Annotated in this window: 15 protein-coding genes; 11 read left to right on the top strand and 4 right to left on the bottom strand. The window is 68.7% G+C overall.

Translation table 11 applies throughout. The annotated features are described in order from the left end of the window. Positions 1–41: 41 nt before the first annotated feature. The 6 genes from AB4083_RS16410 to AB4083_RS16385 all read left to right on the top strand — a co-directional run bounded on the left by AB4083_RS16410 (position 42) and on the right by AB4083_RS16385 (position 7,437). A complete protein-coding gene (locus tag AB4083_RS16410; protein WP_441609231.1) occupies positions 42–2,879 on the top strand; it encodes a M16 family metallopeptidase in 2,838 nt (945 codons plus the stop codon). 130 nt (positions 2,880–3,009) lie between these two features. Further along, complete coding sequence (locus AB4083_RS16405) at positions 3,010–3,414, top strand: DUF4156 domain-containing protein (protein ID WP_441609154.1); 405 nt, start codon at positions 3,010–3,012, stop codon at positions 3,412–3,414. 153 nt (positions 3,415–3,567) lie between these two features. Next, positions 3,568–4,062, top strand: coding sequence for a MarR family transcriptional regulator (locus AB4083_RS16400; protein ID WP_441609153.1), 495 nt, complete (start codon positions 3,568–3,570; stop codon positions 4,060–4,062). Positions 4,063–4,066: 4 nt separating this feature from the next. Continuing rightward, on the top strand, positions 4,067–6,205 hold the full coding sequence (locus tag AB4083_RS16395) for an FUSC family protein (protein ID WP_441609152.1): 2,139 nt from the start codon (positions 4,067–4,069) through the stop codon (positions 6,203–6,205). Then, the gene (locus AB4083_RS16390) at positions 6,195–6,410 is read left to right on the top strand and encodes a DUF1656 domain-containing protein (protein ID WP_441609151.1); all 216 of its coding nucleotides are present in this window, start codon (positions 6,195–6,197) and stop codon (positions 6,408–6,410) included. The genes AB4083_RS16395 and AB4083_RS16390 overlap by 11 nt, the downstream gene beginning before the upstream one ends. A gap of 10 nt (positions 6,411–6,420) precedes the next feature. After that, a complete protein-coding gene (locus AB4083_RS16385) occupies positions 6,421–7,437 on the top strand; it encodes an HlyD family secretion protein (protein ID WP_441609150.1) in 1,017 nt (338 codons plus the stop codon). A gap of 100 nt (positions 7,438–7,537) precedes the next feature. On the opposite strand, the gene AB4083_RS16380 is transcribed toward AB4083_RS16385, so the two are convergent. From AB4083_RS16380 to hemH, 4 genes are all read right to left on the bottom strand, one after another. Then, on the bottom strand, positions 7,538–9,409 hold the full coding sequence (locus tag AB4083_RS16380) for an aspartyl protease family protein (protein WP_441609149.1): 1,872 nt from the start codon (positions 9,407–9,409) through the stop codon (positions 7,538–7,540). A 74-nt stretch (positions 9,410–9,483) separates the two neighbouring features. Further along, positions 9,484–10,230, bottom strand: coding sequence for a helix-turn-helix transcriptional regulator (locus AB4083_RS16375; protein ID WP_441609148.1), 747 nt, complete (start codon positions 10,228–10,230; stop codon positions 9,484–9,486). A 105-nt stretch (positions 10,231–10,335) separates the two neighbouring features. Continuing rightward, a complete protein-coding gene (locus AB4083_RS16370; protein WP_441609147.1) occupies positions 10,336–11,184 on the bottom strand; it encodes an alpha/beta fold hydrolase in 849 nt (282 codons plus the stop codon). Continuing rightward, positions 11,181–12,227, bottom strand: coding sequence for a ferrochelatase (gene hemH, locus AB4083_RS16365; RefSeq protein ID WP_441609146.1), 1,047 nt, complete (start codon positions 12,225–12,227; stop codon positions 11,181–11,183). Before hemH ends, AB4083_RS16370 begins: the two co-directional genes overlap by 4 nt. Before the next feature lie 109 nt (positions 12,228–12,336). Between hemH and AB4083_RS16360 the strand changes: the two genes are divergently transcribed. The 5 genes from AB4083_RS16360 to AB4083_RS16340 all read left to right on the top strand — a co-directional run bounded on the left by AB4083_RS16360 (position 12,337) and on the right by AB4083_RS16340 (position 14,929). Continuing rightward, positions 12,337–13,023: a lipid-binding SYLF domain-containing protein gene (locus tag AB4083_RS16360; RefSeq protein ID WP_441609145.1), complete on the top strand. Its 687-nt coding sequence runs from the start codon at positions 12,337–12,339 to the stop codon at positions 13,021–13,023. Between the two features lie 67 nt (positions 13,024–13,090). Next, positions 13,091–13,321, top strand: coding sequence for a twin-arginine translocase TatA/TatE family subunit (tatA, locus tag AB4083_RS16355; RefSeq protein WP_441609144.1), 231 nt, complete (start codon positions 13,091–13,093; stop codon positions 13,319–13,321). 21 nt (positions 13,322–13,342) lie between these two features. Beyond that, the gene (gene tatB, locus AB4083_RS16350) at positions 13,343–13,735 is read left to right on the top strand and encodes a Sec-independent protein translocase protein TatB (protein WP_441609143.1); all 393 of its coding nucleotides are present in this window, start codon (positions 13,343–13,345) and stop codon (positions 13,733–13,735) included. Further along, entirely contained in the window at positions 13,722–14,480 is a 759-nt protein-coding gene (gene tatC, locus AB4083_RS16345; protein WP_441609142.1) for a twin-arginine translocase subunit TatC, read from the top strand. The genes tatB and tatC overlap by 14 nt, the downstream gene beginning before the upstream one ends. After that, positions 14,477–14,929, top strand: a complete 453-nt coding sequence (locus AB4083_RS16340; RefSeq protein ID WP_441609141.1) for a cupin domain-containing protein — start codon at positions 14,477–14,479, stop codon at positions 14,927–14,929. Before tatC ends, AB4083_RS16340 begins: the two co-directional genes overlap by 4 nt. The last annotated feature ends 19 nt before the right edge of the window (positions 14,930–14,948 follow it).

Genomic DNA, 14,948 nt, shown 5'->3' with positions numbered 1-14,948 from the left:
TTGCCCTGCTTATTGCCGGGCTTCTGTCCGCCGGAGTCGCCATGACAGCGCCGTCGCCTTCCCTGGCCGCCCCGGCCACGCAGACCATCCCCGAGATCGCCTATACCCGCTTCACCCTGCCCAACGGGCTGACCGTGGTGGTGCACGAGGACCACAAGGCGCCGGTGGTGGCGGTGAGCATCTGGTACCACGTCGGTTCCGGCGACGAACCCAAGGGCAAGACCGGCTTTGCGCATCTGTTCGAACACCTGATGTTCTCCGGCTCGGAGAACCACAAGGGCACCTATTTCGCGCCGTTCGAGCTGGCCGGCGCCACCGACATGAACGGCACCACCTGGTTCGACCGCACCAATTACTTCGAGACGGTGCCGACCACCGCGCTGGACATGGCGCTGTGGATGGAATCGGACCGCATGGGCCACCTGCTCGGCGCGATCGGCCAGAAGGAACTCGATACCCAGCGCGGCGTGGTGCAGAACGAAAAGCGCCAGGGCGAGAACCGCCCCTACGGCCGCGTGGACCAGAACATCCTGTCCAATACGTACCCGGCCAACCACCCGTACCAGCACGACACCATCGGCTCCATGAAGGACCTGGACGCCGCCTCGCTGGCCGACGTGAAGCAGTGGTTCCACGACTACTACGGCGCCGCCAACACGGTGATCGTGCTGGCCGGCGACATCACGCCCGCGCAGGCCAAGGACAAGCTGACCAAGTACTTCGGCGACATCCCGGCCGGCCCGCCGGTGCCGCGCCAGCAGCCGTGGATCACCCCGCTGGCCAAGTCCAGCCGCGGCGTGCAGCACGACCACGTGTCGCAGCCGCGCATCTACCGCACCTGGGTGGTGCCGCAGCTGGGCACGGACGACATGGTCTCGCTGGATCTGGCCTCCACCGCGCTCGGCGGCGGCAAGACCTCGCGCCTGTACCAGCGGCTGGTCTACCAGGACAAGCTGGTCGACGACATTTCCGCCAGCGTGTCGCCGTTTGCGCTGGCCAGCCAGTTCCAGATCCAGGCCGACGTGCGCGAAGGCGTGGACCCGGCCAAGGTCGAAGCGGCCGTGGCGGACGAGCTGAAGAAATTCCTCGCCGACGGTCCGACCCAGGACGAACTGGATCGCGCCAAGGTCGGCAACCGCGCCTCCTTCGTGCGCGGGCTGGAGAAGGTCGGCGGCTTCGGCGGCAAGGCCGTGATCCTGGCCGAGGGCCAGGTCTATCGCGGCGATCCGGGCGCGTACAAGAAAGACCTGGAGCGCATCGACACCGCCACCATCGCCAGCGTGAAGTCCGCCGCCGGCAAGTGGCTGAGCAAGGGCGACTACCTGCTGACCGTGCTGCCGGCCGCCGAAGGCTTCGACGCGGACAAGGAAGACGCCCAGGTGGCGGCGCTGTCCGACGCGCAGGGCCGTCCGGAGGCGAAGCTGCCCGCCGCGCAGCAATACAGCGTGGGCAAGAACGAAGTCGATCGCGCCAAGGGCGTGCCGCAGGTCAACCAGTTCCCCGACCTGAGCTTCCCCAAGCTGGAGCGCGGCAAGCTGAAGAACGGCATCGAAGTGGTGCTGGCGCAGCGCCACACCGTGCCGGTGACGCAGATCCATCTGCAGTTCGACGCCGGCTATGCCGCCGACCAGGGCCACAAGCTCGGCACCGCCAGCTTCGCCACCACGCTGATGAACGAAAGCACCAAGTCGCTCGACTCGGTGGAAGTGTCCAAGCGCAAGCAGCGCCTGGGCGCGATCACCAGCATCGGTTGCGGCCTGGATAGCTGCACTGCCGCGCTCAACGCGCTCAACGACCAGCTCAAGCCGTCGCTGGAACTGTTCGCCGACATTGTGCGCAACCCGGCCTTCAAGGCGGACGACATCGAGCGTGTGCGTGGCCAGTGGCTGGCCGGTATCGCCCAGGAAAAGACCCAGCCCACCGGCCTGGCTCTGCGCACGCTGCCGCCGCTGTTGTACGGCCATGACCATGCCTACGGCATCCCGTTCACCGGTACCGGCACTGAGGCGGCGATCAAGTCGCTCACGGCCGATGACCTGGCCGGCTTCCAGCGCAACTGGCTGCGGCCGGACAACGTGAAGATCCTGGTCGCCGGCGACACCACGCTGGAGGAGATCATTCCGCAGCTCGACGCCGTGTTCGACGACTGGAAGGTTCCGGCCACGCCACGGCCGCAGAAGAACATCGCCAAGGTCGCCATCCAGGCCAAGCCGCGCGTGTTCCTGATCGACCGGCCGGATGCGCCGCAGTCGCTGATCCTGGCCGGCCTGCTGGCGCCGTCCAGCAAGGCGCCGAACGATATCGAGATCGACGTGGCCAACGGCGCGTTCGGCGGCAGCTTCACCTCGCGCCTCAACATGAACCTGCGCGAGGACAAGCGCTGGGCCTATGGCGCCTTCAGCTTCCTGCGCGATGCGCGCGGGCAGCGGCCGTTCCTGATGTATGCGCCGGTGCAGACCGACAAGACCGCCGAATCCGCGCGTGAAGTGGAGAAGGAAGCCGTCGCGGTGGTCGGCGCCAAGCCGCTCACCACGCAGGAAGTGGACAAGATCAAGGCGTCCAACGTGCGCGGCCTGCCGGGCAGCTTCGAGACCACCGGCTCGGTGCTCGGCGCGCTCAGCGAGATCGTGCAGTACGGCCGTCCGGACGATTACGTGCAGACCCTCAAGCAGCACACCGAGGCGGTGAACCAGGCCAGCGCGCAGGCGGCGATCGGCGAGATCGTCAAGCCGCAGGCGCTGACCTGGGTGATCGTCGGCGACCTCAGCAAGATCGAGCAGCCGGTGCGCGCGCTGAAGCTGGGCGAGGTGCAGGTGATCGACGCCGACGGCAAGCCGGTGGCGGCCAAGCCGGCGCCGAAGGCCAAGGCCGGCAAGTAAGCGCAGCGCGGGCGGCGTCGCGCCGCTCGCCGTTCAGCCGGGCGTGGGCTGCCGACATCGGCGCACGCTAGGATGTGGGCCGGGCAGGACACTGCCCGGCCCTTCTTTTGGACACCCCATGGAGTCACCCATGCGCAAGACCCTGCTGCTCGTTCCCGTGGCCCTGCTGCTCGGTGCCTGTTCCTGGGGCATCACCCTGGACGATGCCGCCAGGAACGTCCGCACGGTATGGAGCGGCGACGTGTCCTCCTGCCATGAGCTGGGCAAGGTCACCGTGTCGGTGATGAACCGGGTGGGGCCGATCAACCGCAACGACATCAAGGTGCGCGACGAGCTGGAAGTGATGGCGCGCAACGAGGCGGCCAAGATGCACGCCGACACCGTCAAGCCGCTGGCCGAGCCGTCCGAGGGTTCGCAGCCCTGGGGCGCCTACGAATGCGGCGCCAACCGCCCGTCCGCCGGCCGCCCGAGCGCGATGCCGAAGCCGGCGCAGTCGGCCGGAGGCAATGCGGAGACCTTCCCGATCAAGGGTTGAGCCTTCCCGCAAGCTGCTGGAAATACGAGAAAAACGCCCCTTTCGAGGGGCGTTTTTTTTGTGCTCCGGAAAATCCCGGTTGCGCCAGTTCCCGCACAAGAATAATATTCATAAATAAGTTGTACATAAATGTACTAATTGAGCGGAATCAGCATGAGCAGCTTCGCCCCCACCGAGCAACGCCTGGCCATCACCTGCCGGCGCTATCCCGAGTTCCCGCGCGACCCGGCCGTGCTGGTGCGCCTGGTCAAGCACATCTACAAGCGCGTGCATGACGACGCCAACGCCATGCTCAAGCCGTACGGCATCAACCATCCGGAATACAACCTCCTGATGATGCTCTACGGCACCGAGGGCTATACGCTCAACCCCTCGCAACTGGCGGATGCGGCGGGGGAGAAGTCCGCCAACATCACGCGGCTGACCAACGAGCTGTGCGACAAGGGCCTGATCGAGCGCACCGCCAGCGATGAGGACCGCCGCAAGGTCACGCTTACGTTGACGGCGAAGGGGCTGGCGATGATCGAGAGCTTCCTGCCTGGCATCTGCGACCTGCTCGAGCGGCAGGCCGGCGGGCTGCAGCCGCGCGAATCCGCGCAGCTGGAGCGGCTGCTGAAGAAATTCCTCGACCACGTGGACCCGGCCTGAGTCCATGGCCCCCGCCGACTCCACTTCCACGGCCGCCGCATCGCGCTGGGCCTGGCTGCCCGCCTTCCTCGCCGAGGAGCAGGTGTCGTGGGTGTTCGTGGCCAAGACCCTGCTGGCCATGTACATCACCTGCTGGCTGGCCATGCTGTTCCAGCTGGAGCAGCCGGCCACCGCGATGATTACCGTCGCCATCGTCATGCATCCGCAGAGCGGCATGGTGCTGGCGAAGAGCTTCTATCGCGCGCTGGGTACGTTTGCCGGCAGCCTGTTCGGGCTGGTGCTGATGAGCCTGTTCCCGCAGCAGCGCGAACTGTTCCTGCTCAGTCTTTCGCTGTGGGTGGCGCTGTGCGCCGGCGGCGCCACGCTGTACCGCAACTTCGCCGCCTACGGCTTCGTGCTGGCCGGCTATACGGCGGCCATCGTCACCCTGCCGGCGGTGAGCAATCCGCTGAACGTGTTCGACTCCGCGGTGATGCGCGTGAGCGAGGTGATGCTCGGCATCATCGTGTCCGGCGTGGTCAGCGACGTGATCCTGCCCGAGCGCCTGCGCCCGCTGCTTCGCCGCAGCGCACGCGAGCACTTCGCGCATTTCATCGATTTCGCGCGCGGCAGTACCGGCGGCGCCATTCCGCGGCGCGAGATGGAGAAGGCGCACCTGCGCTTCGTGCGCGCCGCGGTGCAGCTGGAAGACCTGCGCGCCTCGGTGATCTTCGAAGACCCGGAAGCGCGCGCCCGCAGCAGCCGCATGCGCCTGCTCAATCAGCGCTACATGGCCGCGTCCACCAGCTTCCAATCCGCCCATCACCTGATCAACCGGCTGCAGCGTGCCGGGCACGGCAACGTCGCCGCCGCACTGATCGCGCTGTACGCGCCGATCGGCGACGCGCTCTCGCCCGACCCCGCGCAGCAGCAGGACCCCGCCGTGCTCGCTCCGCGCCTGAAAGCCTGCGAAGACGTGCTGCCGCCGCTGGCCGCGCGTCTGCGTGCGGCGCTGCCGGCCGATGCCTGGCTGGAATTCGACACCGGCGCCAGCCTGCTGCGCCGCTTCTGCAGCGAGATGCGCGACTTCACCGCACTGGAAGCCTCGCTGCGCGAAGGCAATCTCAAAGGTGCGGTGGAGATCGTGCATTTCCGCCGCGGCAACGACGCCCTGGGCGCCGCGGTGAGCGTACTGCGCACCTTCCTCACCATGGCCGTGCTCAGCGTGTTCTGGCTGGGCAGCGGCTGGAGCTACGGCTCCAGCGCGATGCTGCTGGCGACCATCTTCAGCGGCCTGTTCGCGGCGTCGGCGTATCCGATGATCGCGGTGACCAACACGCTCGGCGGCTATGTGGCCGGCATGGTCGGCGGCTACCTCGTCACCTTCTACGGGCTGCCGGGCGGCGACGGCTTCGCCATGCTGATCTTGGGCACGCTGCCGTTCCTGCTGATCGGCCCCTACCTCACCACGCGCAACCACACGCTGCCGGGCGTGGGCGCGGGCTACACGCTGGGCTACGTGTACATCCTCGCGCTGAAGAACCCGATGGTGTACGACCCCACGCGCTTCCTCAACGATGCGATCGCCCAGGTCGTCGGCATCGCCATGACGGCGGTGTTCTTTATCTTCGTGCCGGCGGTGACGGGCTCGCTCTGGCAGCGCCGCCGCCAGCTGGTGCAATTGCGGCACCAGGTGGTGCTGGCCGCGAACGCGCCGCTGCCGGGCCTGCTGTCCAGCTTCGAGAGCGTCAATCGCGACATCGTGCAGCAGGTGGTGACCTACACCCGGCCGGACACGGACGAATCGCGCAGCCTGCTGGCCTGGGCGCTGTCGGTGCACGAATGCGGCCGCGCGGTGATCGAGCTGCGCCAGGACATTGCGCGCAGCGGCATGCCGCACTCGGTGGTGGCGCCGGTGCAGGACGCCGTGCACGCGCTCGGCGCGCTCTACGCGCAGCCCGGCGCCGACCGCTGGCGCGAGGCCGACCGCAGCGTCGCCCACGCCATCGCCATCACCAACGCCCACCTCGCGCAGTCGCCTTCGACCTGCCAGGCCGCGCTGACCCATCTCTACCTGTTGCGCAGCGCGCTGCGCGACGACGAATCGGCGATGGCTCCCTATATCGAGGCGAGCCCGGCCGCGGAGTCTCCTGATGCTGCATAAGTTCATCCCGAGCGAAGTCGCTCTCGCCGACGCCCTGGTGCCCGGCCTGCTGGTGGTTTTCATCGGCTGCCTGCTGGCGCTGTGGGCGGTCGATACCGTGGTCGGCCGGTTCGGCCTGTATCGCTTCGTCTGGCATCCGCCGCTGTTCCGGCTGGCCCTCTTCGTGTGCATGTTCGGCGCCGCCGGACTGCTGCTGTTTCCCTGAGCCTTCAACCATGAAAATCGCATCGCTGCTCCGTTTCGCCCTCACCGCCGCCGTCGTCGTGATCGCCGCGCTGCTCGGCCACGCGCTATGGCGCCACTACATGTACTCGCCGTGGACCCGCGACGGCCGCGTGCGCGCCGAGGTGGTGCGCATCGCGCCGGATGTGTCCGGCCTGGTCACCCGCGTCGCGGTGATCGACAACCAGCAGGTGAAGAAAGGCGACCTGCTGTTCTCGATCGACCGGCCGCGCTTCGAGTACGCCGTGGGCCAGGCGCAGGCCAATCTCGCCGCCGCCGAAGCCAGCGCGCGTGCCGCCGGCGCCAATATCAACGCGGCCCTGGCCAGCGCCGTGGCGCGCAAGGCCGACTACGACATGGCCGCCGAGCAGGCCGTGCGCCGCCAGCGGCTGGGCGATGTGGTGTCGCAGGAAGTGCGCACCGACGCGCAGTCGTCGGCCAATGCCGCGCGCGCCACCTGGCAGCAGGCGCAGGCCAGCGGCAACCAGGCCAATGCCTCGCGCCAGCAGGCCGAGGCCGCGGTGGAGCAGGCGCAGGTGGCGCTGGACCGCGCGAAACTCGATCTGGAACGCACCGAAGTGCGCGCGCCGGTCGACGGCTATGTCACCAATCTCGACATCCGTGTCGGCGACTACGCCGCCACCGGCTCGCCGCGGCTGGCGCTGATCGACAGCCACAGCTACTACATCTACGGCTATTTCGAGGAAACCAAGCTGCCGCACCTGCGCGTGGGCGATCCGGTGAATATCCGCCTGATGGCCGGCGGCGCGCGCCTCAAGGGCGAGATCACCGGCATCGCGCGCGGCATCACCGACCGCGACAACCCCACCGGTTCCGACCTGCTCGCCGACGTGAACCCCACCTTCAACTGGGTGCGCCTGGCGCAGCGCGTGCCGGTGCGTATCGCCATCGATACCGAACACCTGCCGCCGGATGTGCTGATCGCCGCGGGCATGACCGCGACGATCGAAGTGCAGCCCCGCGCCGACGGGCGCAAGACGCTCGACTGAAGCATCTGTAGGTTGGGGTGAGCGCCAGCGAACCCCAACGGAGGTGACAGGCGCTGCACCATGTTGGGGTTCGCTGGTGCTCACCCCAACCTACGCCGGTTCAGCGTGGCGCTACGTCGCGCAGGCGCATCTCCAGCACCTTGCCGCCATCCAGCGTCAGCTTCAGCGGCGTGCCTTCCGGCAGGTTCATGACGGCGTCGCGCAGTTCGCCCAGGCCGATCGACTTCGCCGCCTTGTCGTTCACCGCCACGATAAAGTCGCCGGCCTTGAGTCCGGCCTCGGCCGCGGGACTGCCCGCCAACACCCAGGTCACCTTGTAGCGATCCGGCTGTTCCGCCGACTTGCCCGCGCGGAAGCCGGCCATCGCGTACTGCCGCGTGATGGCCGGACTGCGCGGCAGCAGCACCATCTCGCCGCGCCGGTAGTCGAAGTGCACGTTGAAGCGCGACAGGATGTCCTGCCCGATATTGCCCGCCTCGGTGGGATTGCCGGTGGCGCCGGCATCGGCGCGGGTCAGCATGGCCACCACGTTGTCCAGGCGCCGGCCGCCGAGCTGCAGCGACTGCGCATGCGCGAAGTGCGCGGTGAACAGGCCGCCGACACCGCCGGTGGGCGCTGGAGCGCCATGCTCATAATGCGTAGCAATGCCATTGCGCTCCGCCCACTGCGGAAACAGCAGGACCATGCCGCTGTTGCCGGTGTCGATGCCGAACACGCCGGGCTTGCCATCGAGGCTGGCATCGACCAGCGGCATATCGTCGGTGAACTTCAGCGGCACTCGCTCGCCGGGCTCTGCTGCCGGCGCTTCGCCGTGGTCGTAGGCCTGCAGCACCAGCTGCCGTTTGTCGTAGTCGAAGGTGACGGCGAAACGCTCGAAGATCTCCAGGCCCAGGATGCCCGCGATCGGCTCGCGGCCTTCGCCGCGTTCGTTGAACTCGTGCGGATACGGCATCACCAGGAAGGTGAGATCGCGGATGTCTGCATCGCCCATGCCCAGATGGCCCACCCGCGCATACGCCGTCGACATCGAGCCGGGACCGGAGCCGGTGCTGACGCCGGCGCCTTGAGTGGCGATGCCGAGCTTCTTCGCCGCATCCGTCGTGAGAATGGCATGGCCGCCGGTATCGAGGATGAAAGGCATCGGCCCTTTGCCGTCGATGGTCGCCTCGACCAGCAACATGCCTCCGGACAACTGCATCGGCACCGTGGTGCGGCGCGCGCCGCCGGCCAGGCTCACATCGCGCACGGTGTTGCCGGGACGGGCCAGCGCATCGGCCGGTACGCGTTCGAGCCAGCGGTAGTTCTGCACGATGTCGGTGCTGCTGCTGTCGGCGCCGCCCCCGGCGGTCACCGCGCTGGCGGTGATGCGGAACGGCAGTGGCACGCCGTCCACGTCGCGATAGTCGGCGTAGGCCTCGGTGGCGAGCAGGAAGGAGCTGGCCCAGGTGGCGTGGTCGAGGCGATGGGTGGACGGATCCAGCCACAGCGTGATCGCGCGGCCGCCGGCCGGGGTGGCTTCCAGGCGCTGGTAGTGGTGGCCGTTGGCGTCCGCTTCCGGCAATGCGCGGTAACGCGTGTCGTCGTTCGCGGCGAGGAAGGCGAAGCGGCGCAGCCAGTCCTGGTTGGTGGCGACGATCTTTGCCTCCGCCGAGTCGTACGGATGGCTCAGGCCGGTGATGTCCTGATGCCAGCGGCCCTGTTCGTTGGTTCCGTCGGCGCGGGTGAACATCGGCGTGCTGGCGTGTTCGGCGTAGTGGCCGTTGCGCAGGTCCACGGCCATCCGCCATTCGCCGCTGAAGCCATCGGCTTCCTCGCGGCCTTGCGCGACGAGCGCGCCGTGGCGGCGCCAGGCCTCCGCGCCATGCGCTTCGCGCAACTGGCGCAGCAGCGTGTCGGCGTCGCTGGCGCAGGCGAGCGCCGGCAATAGCAGGCTGGCGAGGATCAGCCGGCGGGGCAGGGATGGTTTCAGCATGGCGTTCGTCTCCGTGGCGTGCGGAACGCATGCTGCCGGCTGCGCTCCGTGCCGACTAGGACGAAGCTGAGGTTTCAGGACGCGCGTTGCGTTTTGTGCCGGTAGTCACGCGGCGTCTGGCCGGTGACGCGCTTGAACACGCGCGCGAAATGGCTCTGGTCGGCGAAGCCTGCTTCGGCGGCGACCTCGGCAATCGGCCGCACGCCATCGGCCAGGGCGCGGCAGGCCTGGCGGATGCGCAAGGCGCGCCGGTAGTCCCCCACCGACATGCCCTGCGCCTGCTGGAAGCGCCGCGCCAGATGCGCCGGATGCACACCGGCCAATCGCCCCAGTTCCGGCAGCGAGAGTTCGCTCAGCGGATCGTCGTGCAGCCGCTGCAGCACTTTCGCCAGCCAGGCCGGGCGCTTGTCCTCGCGCTCGTTGCGGCAGGCCAATGCGACCAGTTCGAACACCGCCGATTGCAGCGCCAGCGGCGCGGCATCGTCGTCGGCCGCCAGCTCGCGTTCGATGCGCGCCAGCAGGCGCGCGGCATCGGGCAGGCGCAGCGCCTGGTAGTCGCCGAGCAGCCGCTGCAATCCGCCGCTGTCGGCCAGTTCGCGCGAAGGAAAGATGCTGAGGCAGCGCGCGCCGCGCGTCGAAAAGCGATTGGCGTGGCGATGCCCTTGCGGATGCGTCAGCAGCAGGCCGGGCGAGCAGTCGGTGTGCGCGCCCGAGGCCTGCTGCGTATAGGCGCCGTCGGCGACCAGGCACAGGTAGGCGTCGTCATGCTCGTGCAGCGGCAATACGCCTTCGCCCGCATAGGTGGTGGCGGTGACCAGCATCCCGCCGATTGACAGGCGGTGCTGCGGAGATCCGAAGTTGGCGCGCCCTAGGTGCTGCATGGCTTGCAGTGTACGGACGCGCTGCGCCGCGCCGCGTGCCGTTGGTCAGGGGCCGAGCCGGGCCAGGGCCCAGGCCGCGACCGCTTGCGGGTGTTCCAGGTGCAGATGGTGGCCGCCTTGCAGGTGGCTGACCGCGATGTCGGCGACGCAGGCCGCGCGCTGCAGCATCGGCCCGCTGGGCAGGTACGAGGTGGCCGGTTCGGCCAGCAGCAGCGCCGTGGGCGCCGCGATGCCGCGCAGCAAGGCATGGATCTGCGCCTCGGCGATACGCAGCGGCGAGGTGCGGGTCAGGCGCGGATCGCTGCGCCAGCACCATCCGTCCGCGACTTCCGCCAGGCCGCGCTCGACGATCGGCCGGGCCAGCTCGGCGCGCAGGCCACCGGCGATGGCGCGTGCCGCGATGGCCTGGTCGATCTCGCGGAACACGCGCAGCCCCTTGCCGTTCGGCGCGGTGGCGATGCCGTCGCGGAAGCGCTGCAAGGTATGCGTGCCGTCGTCGCCCAGCGGGCCGAGTCCTTCGATCAGCAGCAGCTGGCCAATGCGCGCAGGCGCCGCGGCGGCCGACAGCGCGGCGATGCCGGCGCCGAGCGAATGGCCGAGCAGGTCGAAGCGTTCCAGGCCGAGCGCGTCCGCCGCGGCCAGCACGCAGCGCACGTAATCGACGAAGTGGTAGTGCAGGCCTGGCGGGAGATGGTCGGAGTGGCCGTGGCCGGGCAGTTCCAGCGCGATCACCTGGCGCTGTTGCGCCAGCAGCGGCGCCAGCCGCGCATAGCTGCCGGCGTTGTCCAGCCAGCCGTGCAGGGCAAGCAGCGGCGGCAGGCCGTCTTCGCCCCATACCAGGGCGCGCAGCGCCAGCGCCGGCAGTTCGATCGCGCGCTCGGTTGGCGCGCTCATGCGCCGTCGCGCTCCGGCCAGCCCTGCATATGGCGCAGGGCCAGCTCGGCCAGGCTGTCGACCTGGCCCGGGCTGTGGTTGAGCGCGGGGATGTAGCGCAGCTCCTGGCCGCCGGCCTCGATAAAGAAATCGCGGTTCTGCATGGCGATCTCTTCCAGCGTCTCCAGGCAATCGACCGCAAAGCCGGGGCAGGCCACATCGAGCCGCTTTACGCCCTGCGCCGCCAGTTCGCGCACGGTGGCGTCGGTGTACGGCTGCAGCCATGGCTCGCGGCCCACGCGGGACTGGAAGCTGACGATCAGCTGCTCAGGCGTCAGGCCCAGGCGTTCGCGCAGCAGTCGCGCGGTGGCCTGGCAGTGCAGGAAGTACGGGTCGCCGGCTTCGGTATAGCGCTGGGGAATGCCGTGGAAGGACAGCAGCAGCTTGTCGCCGCGCCCGTTGATGTTCCACCAGCCCTCGATGCTGCGCGCCAGCGCGTCGATATGGCCGGGATCGTCGTGATAGTCGTTGACCACGCGCAGCTCCGGTGGCCAGCGCAGGGTCTTGAAGCTGTCCGCCACCGCATCCAGCACCGAGCCGGTCGAGGTGGCCGAATACTGCGGATACAGCGGCAGCACCAGCAGCCGGCGCACGCCTTCGCGCATCATCTGTTCGATCTGCGCCGCCACCGACGGCTGGCCGTAGCGCATGGCCAGGGCCACCTTGAGCGGACCCGGCATGCGCCGCGACAGGGTTTCCTGCAGCGCCGCGGCCAGCGCCTCGCTGCCGACCCGCAGCGGCGAGCCCTGCGGCGTCCAGACGCGCTGGTAGGCATGCGCCGAGCGCGGCGGCCGGATGCGCAGGATCACCCCGTGCAGGATCAGCCACCACAGCCAGCGCGGAGACTCGATCACGCGCGGATCGCCGAGGAACTCCGCCAAATACGGACGCAACGCGCGCGCCGTGGGCGCCGCGGGCGTGCCCAGGTTCACCAGCAGCAATCCCGCCTGAACGGGCAGGTCATCGGAAAGTCCGGTGAGGCCGGTATAGTGACTGCGAGGCATGGTGGCGAGGTGGCGAATGCGGCCCCGAAGTCTGCCACAAGCCATGCGGCGCCCCCTGTGACTCACCGTCGCGGGCGCCAGTTAAGGAACCCCGGAACCGGAGTCACCCATGTTCAAAGCATCGCTGCGCCGTCTGCTGCTCGCCGCCCTGGTCATGCTGCCCGCCATGGCCGTCCACGCCGAGGACCCGCCGCTGGTGCGCGCCGAGAACGCAGTGCGCGTGCTGAAGGAAATCATGGAGGCGCCGGATAAATCGGTCCCGGTCGACCTGCTGAAGGAAGCCCATGCGATCGCGGTGATCCCGGACATGGTCAAGGCCGGCTTTATCTTCGGCGGCCGCCGCGGCGAGGGCCTGATCTCGGTCAAGGGTGCGGACGGCACCTGGTCCAACCCCAGCTTCATCTCGATCACCGGCGGCAGCGTCGGCTTCCAGGCCGGCGTCTCGTCCACCGACGTGATCCTGGTGTTCCGCACCCAGCGCGGCGTGGATTCCATCGTCAACGGCAAGTTCACCCTGGGCGCGGACGCCGCCGCGGCGGCCGGTCCGGTCGGCCGCACCGCCACCGCTTCCACCGATGCGCAGTTCAAGGCCGAGATCTATTCGTACTCGCGCTCGCGCGGCCTGTTCGCCGGCGTGGCCCTGGATGGCTCCGCTCTGCGCATCGACTACGACGCCAACGAGGCGATCTACGGCAAGGGCATCACCCCGCGCCGCATCTTCGAGGGTGGCGTCGGCAATGTTCCGTCCCAGGTCGTCGATTTCCGCGACCGCCTGGAGGAGTACACTCAGCGATGATTCGGAAAGACCGGCGCACCCGCGTGCGAACGTTTTCCAGTCTTCTTCCGTATTGAGGCCATCCCCCATGAGCATGACCCATCTCCTCATTCTGCTGGTCGTCGTGGTGCTGATCTTCGGCACCCGGAAACTGCGCAATATCGGTTCGGACCTCGGCGGCGCCGTGCGCGACTTCAAGAAGGGCCTGGACGGCGGCGAAGAGGGCAGCAAGCCCAAGGACGAGCGCCTGCAGGCCGATCCGCCGCCGGCTGCCGGCAGCCAGAACCAGTCGCAGCGCGACCCCAACGAAACCAAGTAAGCCTCGGCGGATTCTGCAGGCATGATCGAGATCAGCTTCGGCAAGCTGGTGCTGCTGGCGCTCGTCGCGCTGATCGTGCTCGGCCCGGAAAAGCTGCCCCACGCCGCGCGCACCGCCGGCGCCCTGCTGCGCCGCGTGCGCCTGGGTTGGGACAGCGTGCGGGCCGAGGTCGAGCGCGAGCTGCAACTGGAAGAAATCAAGCGCCAGGCGCGCGAGGCGGCGGACCACGCCCAGGCGGCGCAGTCCGAGCTGGACGCCACCTTGCGCAAGGTGCGCGACGCGGGCGCGGAGACGGTCGGGCCTGCCACCATCGCGCCGGCTGCCACCGAAACCGCCAGCGTGAAGGAGGAGCCGGCGCTCGGCTCCGAGACGCCACCCAAGGATCCGAAGGACTCCCCGCATGGCGGCGCCTGAGCAAGAACAAGAACCTGACGCAGTCGAAGAAGGCCTGTTCTCCCACCTGATCGAGCTGCGCTCGCGGCTGATGCGCGCGATCGTCACCCTCGCGCTGGTGCTGCTGGCGCTGATTCCGATCGCCAACCGGCTGTATGCGGAACTGGCCGCGCCGCTGGTGGCGCGCCTGCCGCAGGGTGCGCACCTGATCGCCACCGAGGTGGCGAGCCCGTTCGTCACGCCGTTGAAGCTGGCCTTCTACGCGGCGCTGTTCATCAGCATGCCGATGATCCTGTACCAGCTGTGGTCCTTCGTCAGCCCCGGCCTGTACAAGCATGAAAAGCGCCTGGCGCGGCCGCTGCTGGCGGCGGCGCTGGTGCTGTTCTACACCGGCTGCGCGTTCGCCTATTTCCTGGTGCTGCCGGCGGCGTTCCGCTTCCTTACCGCGGTGACGCCGGAAGGGGTGGAGATGATGACCGACATCACCCATTACCTCGATTTCGTGATGCTGATGTTCTTCGCCTTCGGCCTGTGCTTCGAGGTGCCGGTGGCGGTGGTGATCCTGGCCGCGATCGGCATCGTGAACCTGCAGCAGCTGCGCGACGGCCGCCGCTACGCCGTCGTCGGCGCGTTCACCATCGCCGCCTTCATCACGCCGCCGGACATCACCTCGATGATCATGCTGGCGGTGCCGATGTGCTTCCTCTACGAGGTCGGCCTGCTGGCCGTGCGCTGGCTGGTGAAGCCGGCCGCGGCGACGCCGTGAGCGGGTCCGGGCGCGCGGCGGAACTGATCGCCGAGCTGCGCCTGGAGCCGCATATCGAAGGCGGCCACTACCGCCGCTTCCACACCGCTGCCGCCCGGCATGGCGAGCGGCCGGTGCTCAGCGCCATCCATTACCTGATCGCCGCCGGCCAGGTCGGCGCCTGGCATGCGATCGATGCCGAGGAAGCCTGGCATTACGTGGAAGGCGATCCGCTGGAACTGCTGATCTATCACCCCGCCGAGCGCCGGCTGGAGCGCTATCGGCTTGGGCCCCTGGCGCAGGGCGCGACGCCGGTGTGCGTGGTGCCGGCGCATGCCTGGCAGGCGTCGCGCCCGCTGGGTGGGTACACCCTGGTGACCTGCACGGTCGCGCCCGCGTTCGAGTTCGGCGGTTTCCGCCTGCTTACCGACGAGCCGTTCGCCAACACGTTGCGGCAAGCGCTGGCGTAGGTTGGGGTGAGCCATCGGC

This window comes from Dyella sp. 2RAB6 (assembly GCF_052115385.1).
Lineage (GTDB): Bacteria > Pseudomonadota > Gammaproteobacteria > Xanthomonadales > Rhodanobacteraceae > Dyella_D.
Note: the sequence above shows the minus strand (reverse complement) of the source record. Positions and strands in the feature narration are given on the sequence as shown.

Coding starts and splice junctions, on each gene's coding strand:
- AB4083_RS16410 (WP_441609231.1), top strand. CDS start 42: ATGACAGCGCCGTCGCCTTCCCTGGCCGCCCCGGCCACGCAGACCATC.
- AB4083_RS16405 (WP_441609154.1), top strand. CDS start 3,010: ATGCGCAAGACCCTGCTGCTCGTTCCCGTGGCCCTGCTGCTCGGTGCC.
- AB4083_RS16400 (WP_441609153.1), top strand. CDS start 3,568: ATGAGCAGCTTCGCCCCCACCGAGCAACGCCTGGCCATCACCTGCCGG.
- AB4083_RS16395 (WP_441609152.1), top strand. CDS start 4,067: ATGGCCCCCGCCGACTCCACTTCCACGGCCGCCGCATCGCGCTGGGCC.
- AB4083_RS16390 (WP_441609151.1), top strand. CDS start 6,195: ATGCTGCATAAGTTCATCCCGAGCGAAGTCGCTCTCGCCGACGCCCTG.
- AB4083_RS16385 (WP_441609150.1), top strand. CDS start 6,421: ATGAAAATCGCATCGCTGCTCCGTTTCGCCCTCACCGCCGCCGTCGTC.
- AB4083_RS16380 (WP_441609149.1), bottom strand. CDS start 9,409: ATGCTGAAACCATCCCTGCCCCGCCGGCTGATCCTCGCCAGCCTGCTA.
- AB4083_RS16375 (WP_441609148.1), bottom strand. CDS start 10,230: ATGCTGGTCACCGCCACCACCTATGCGGGCGAAGGCGTATTGCCGCTG.
- AB4083_RS16370 (WP_441609147.1), bottom strand. CDS start 11,184: ATGAGCGCGCCAACCGAGCGCGCGATCGAACTGCCGGCGCTGGCGCTG.
- hemH (WP_441609146.1), bottom strand. CDS start 12,227: ATGCCTCGCAGTCACTATACCGGCCTCACCGGACTTTCCGATGACCTG.
- AB4083_RS16360 (WP_441609145.1), top strand. CDS start 12,337: ATGTTCAAAGCATCGCTGCGCCGTCTGCTGCTCGCCGCCCTGGTCATG.
- tatA (WP_441609144.1), top strand. CDS start 13,091: ATGAGCATGACCCATCTCCTCATTCTGCTGGTCGTCGTGGTGCTGATC.
- tatB (WP_441609143.1), top strand. CDS start 13,343: ATGATCGAGATCAGCTTCGGCAAGCTGGTGCTGCTGGCGCTCGTCGCG.
- tatC (WP_441609142.1), top strand. CDS start 13,722: ATGGCGGCGCCTGAGCAAGAACAAGAACCTGACGCAGTCGAAGAAGGC.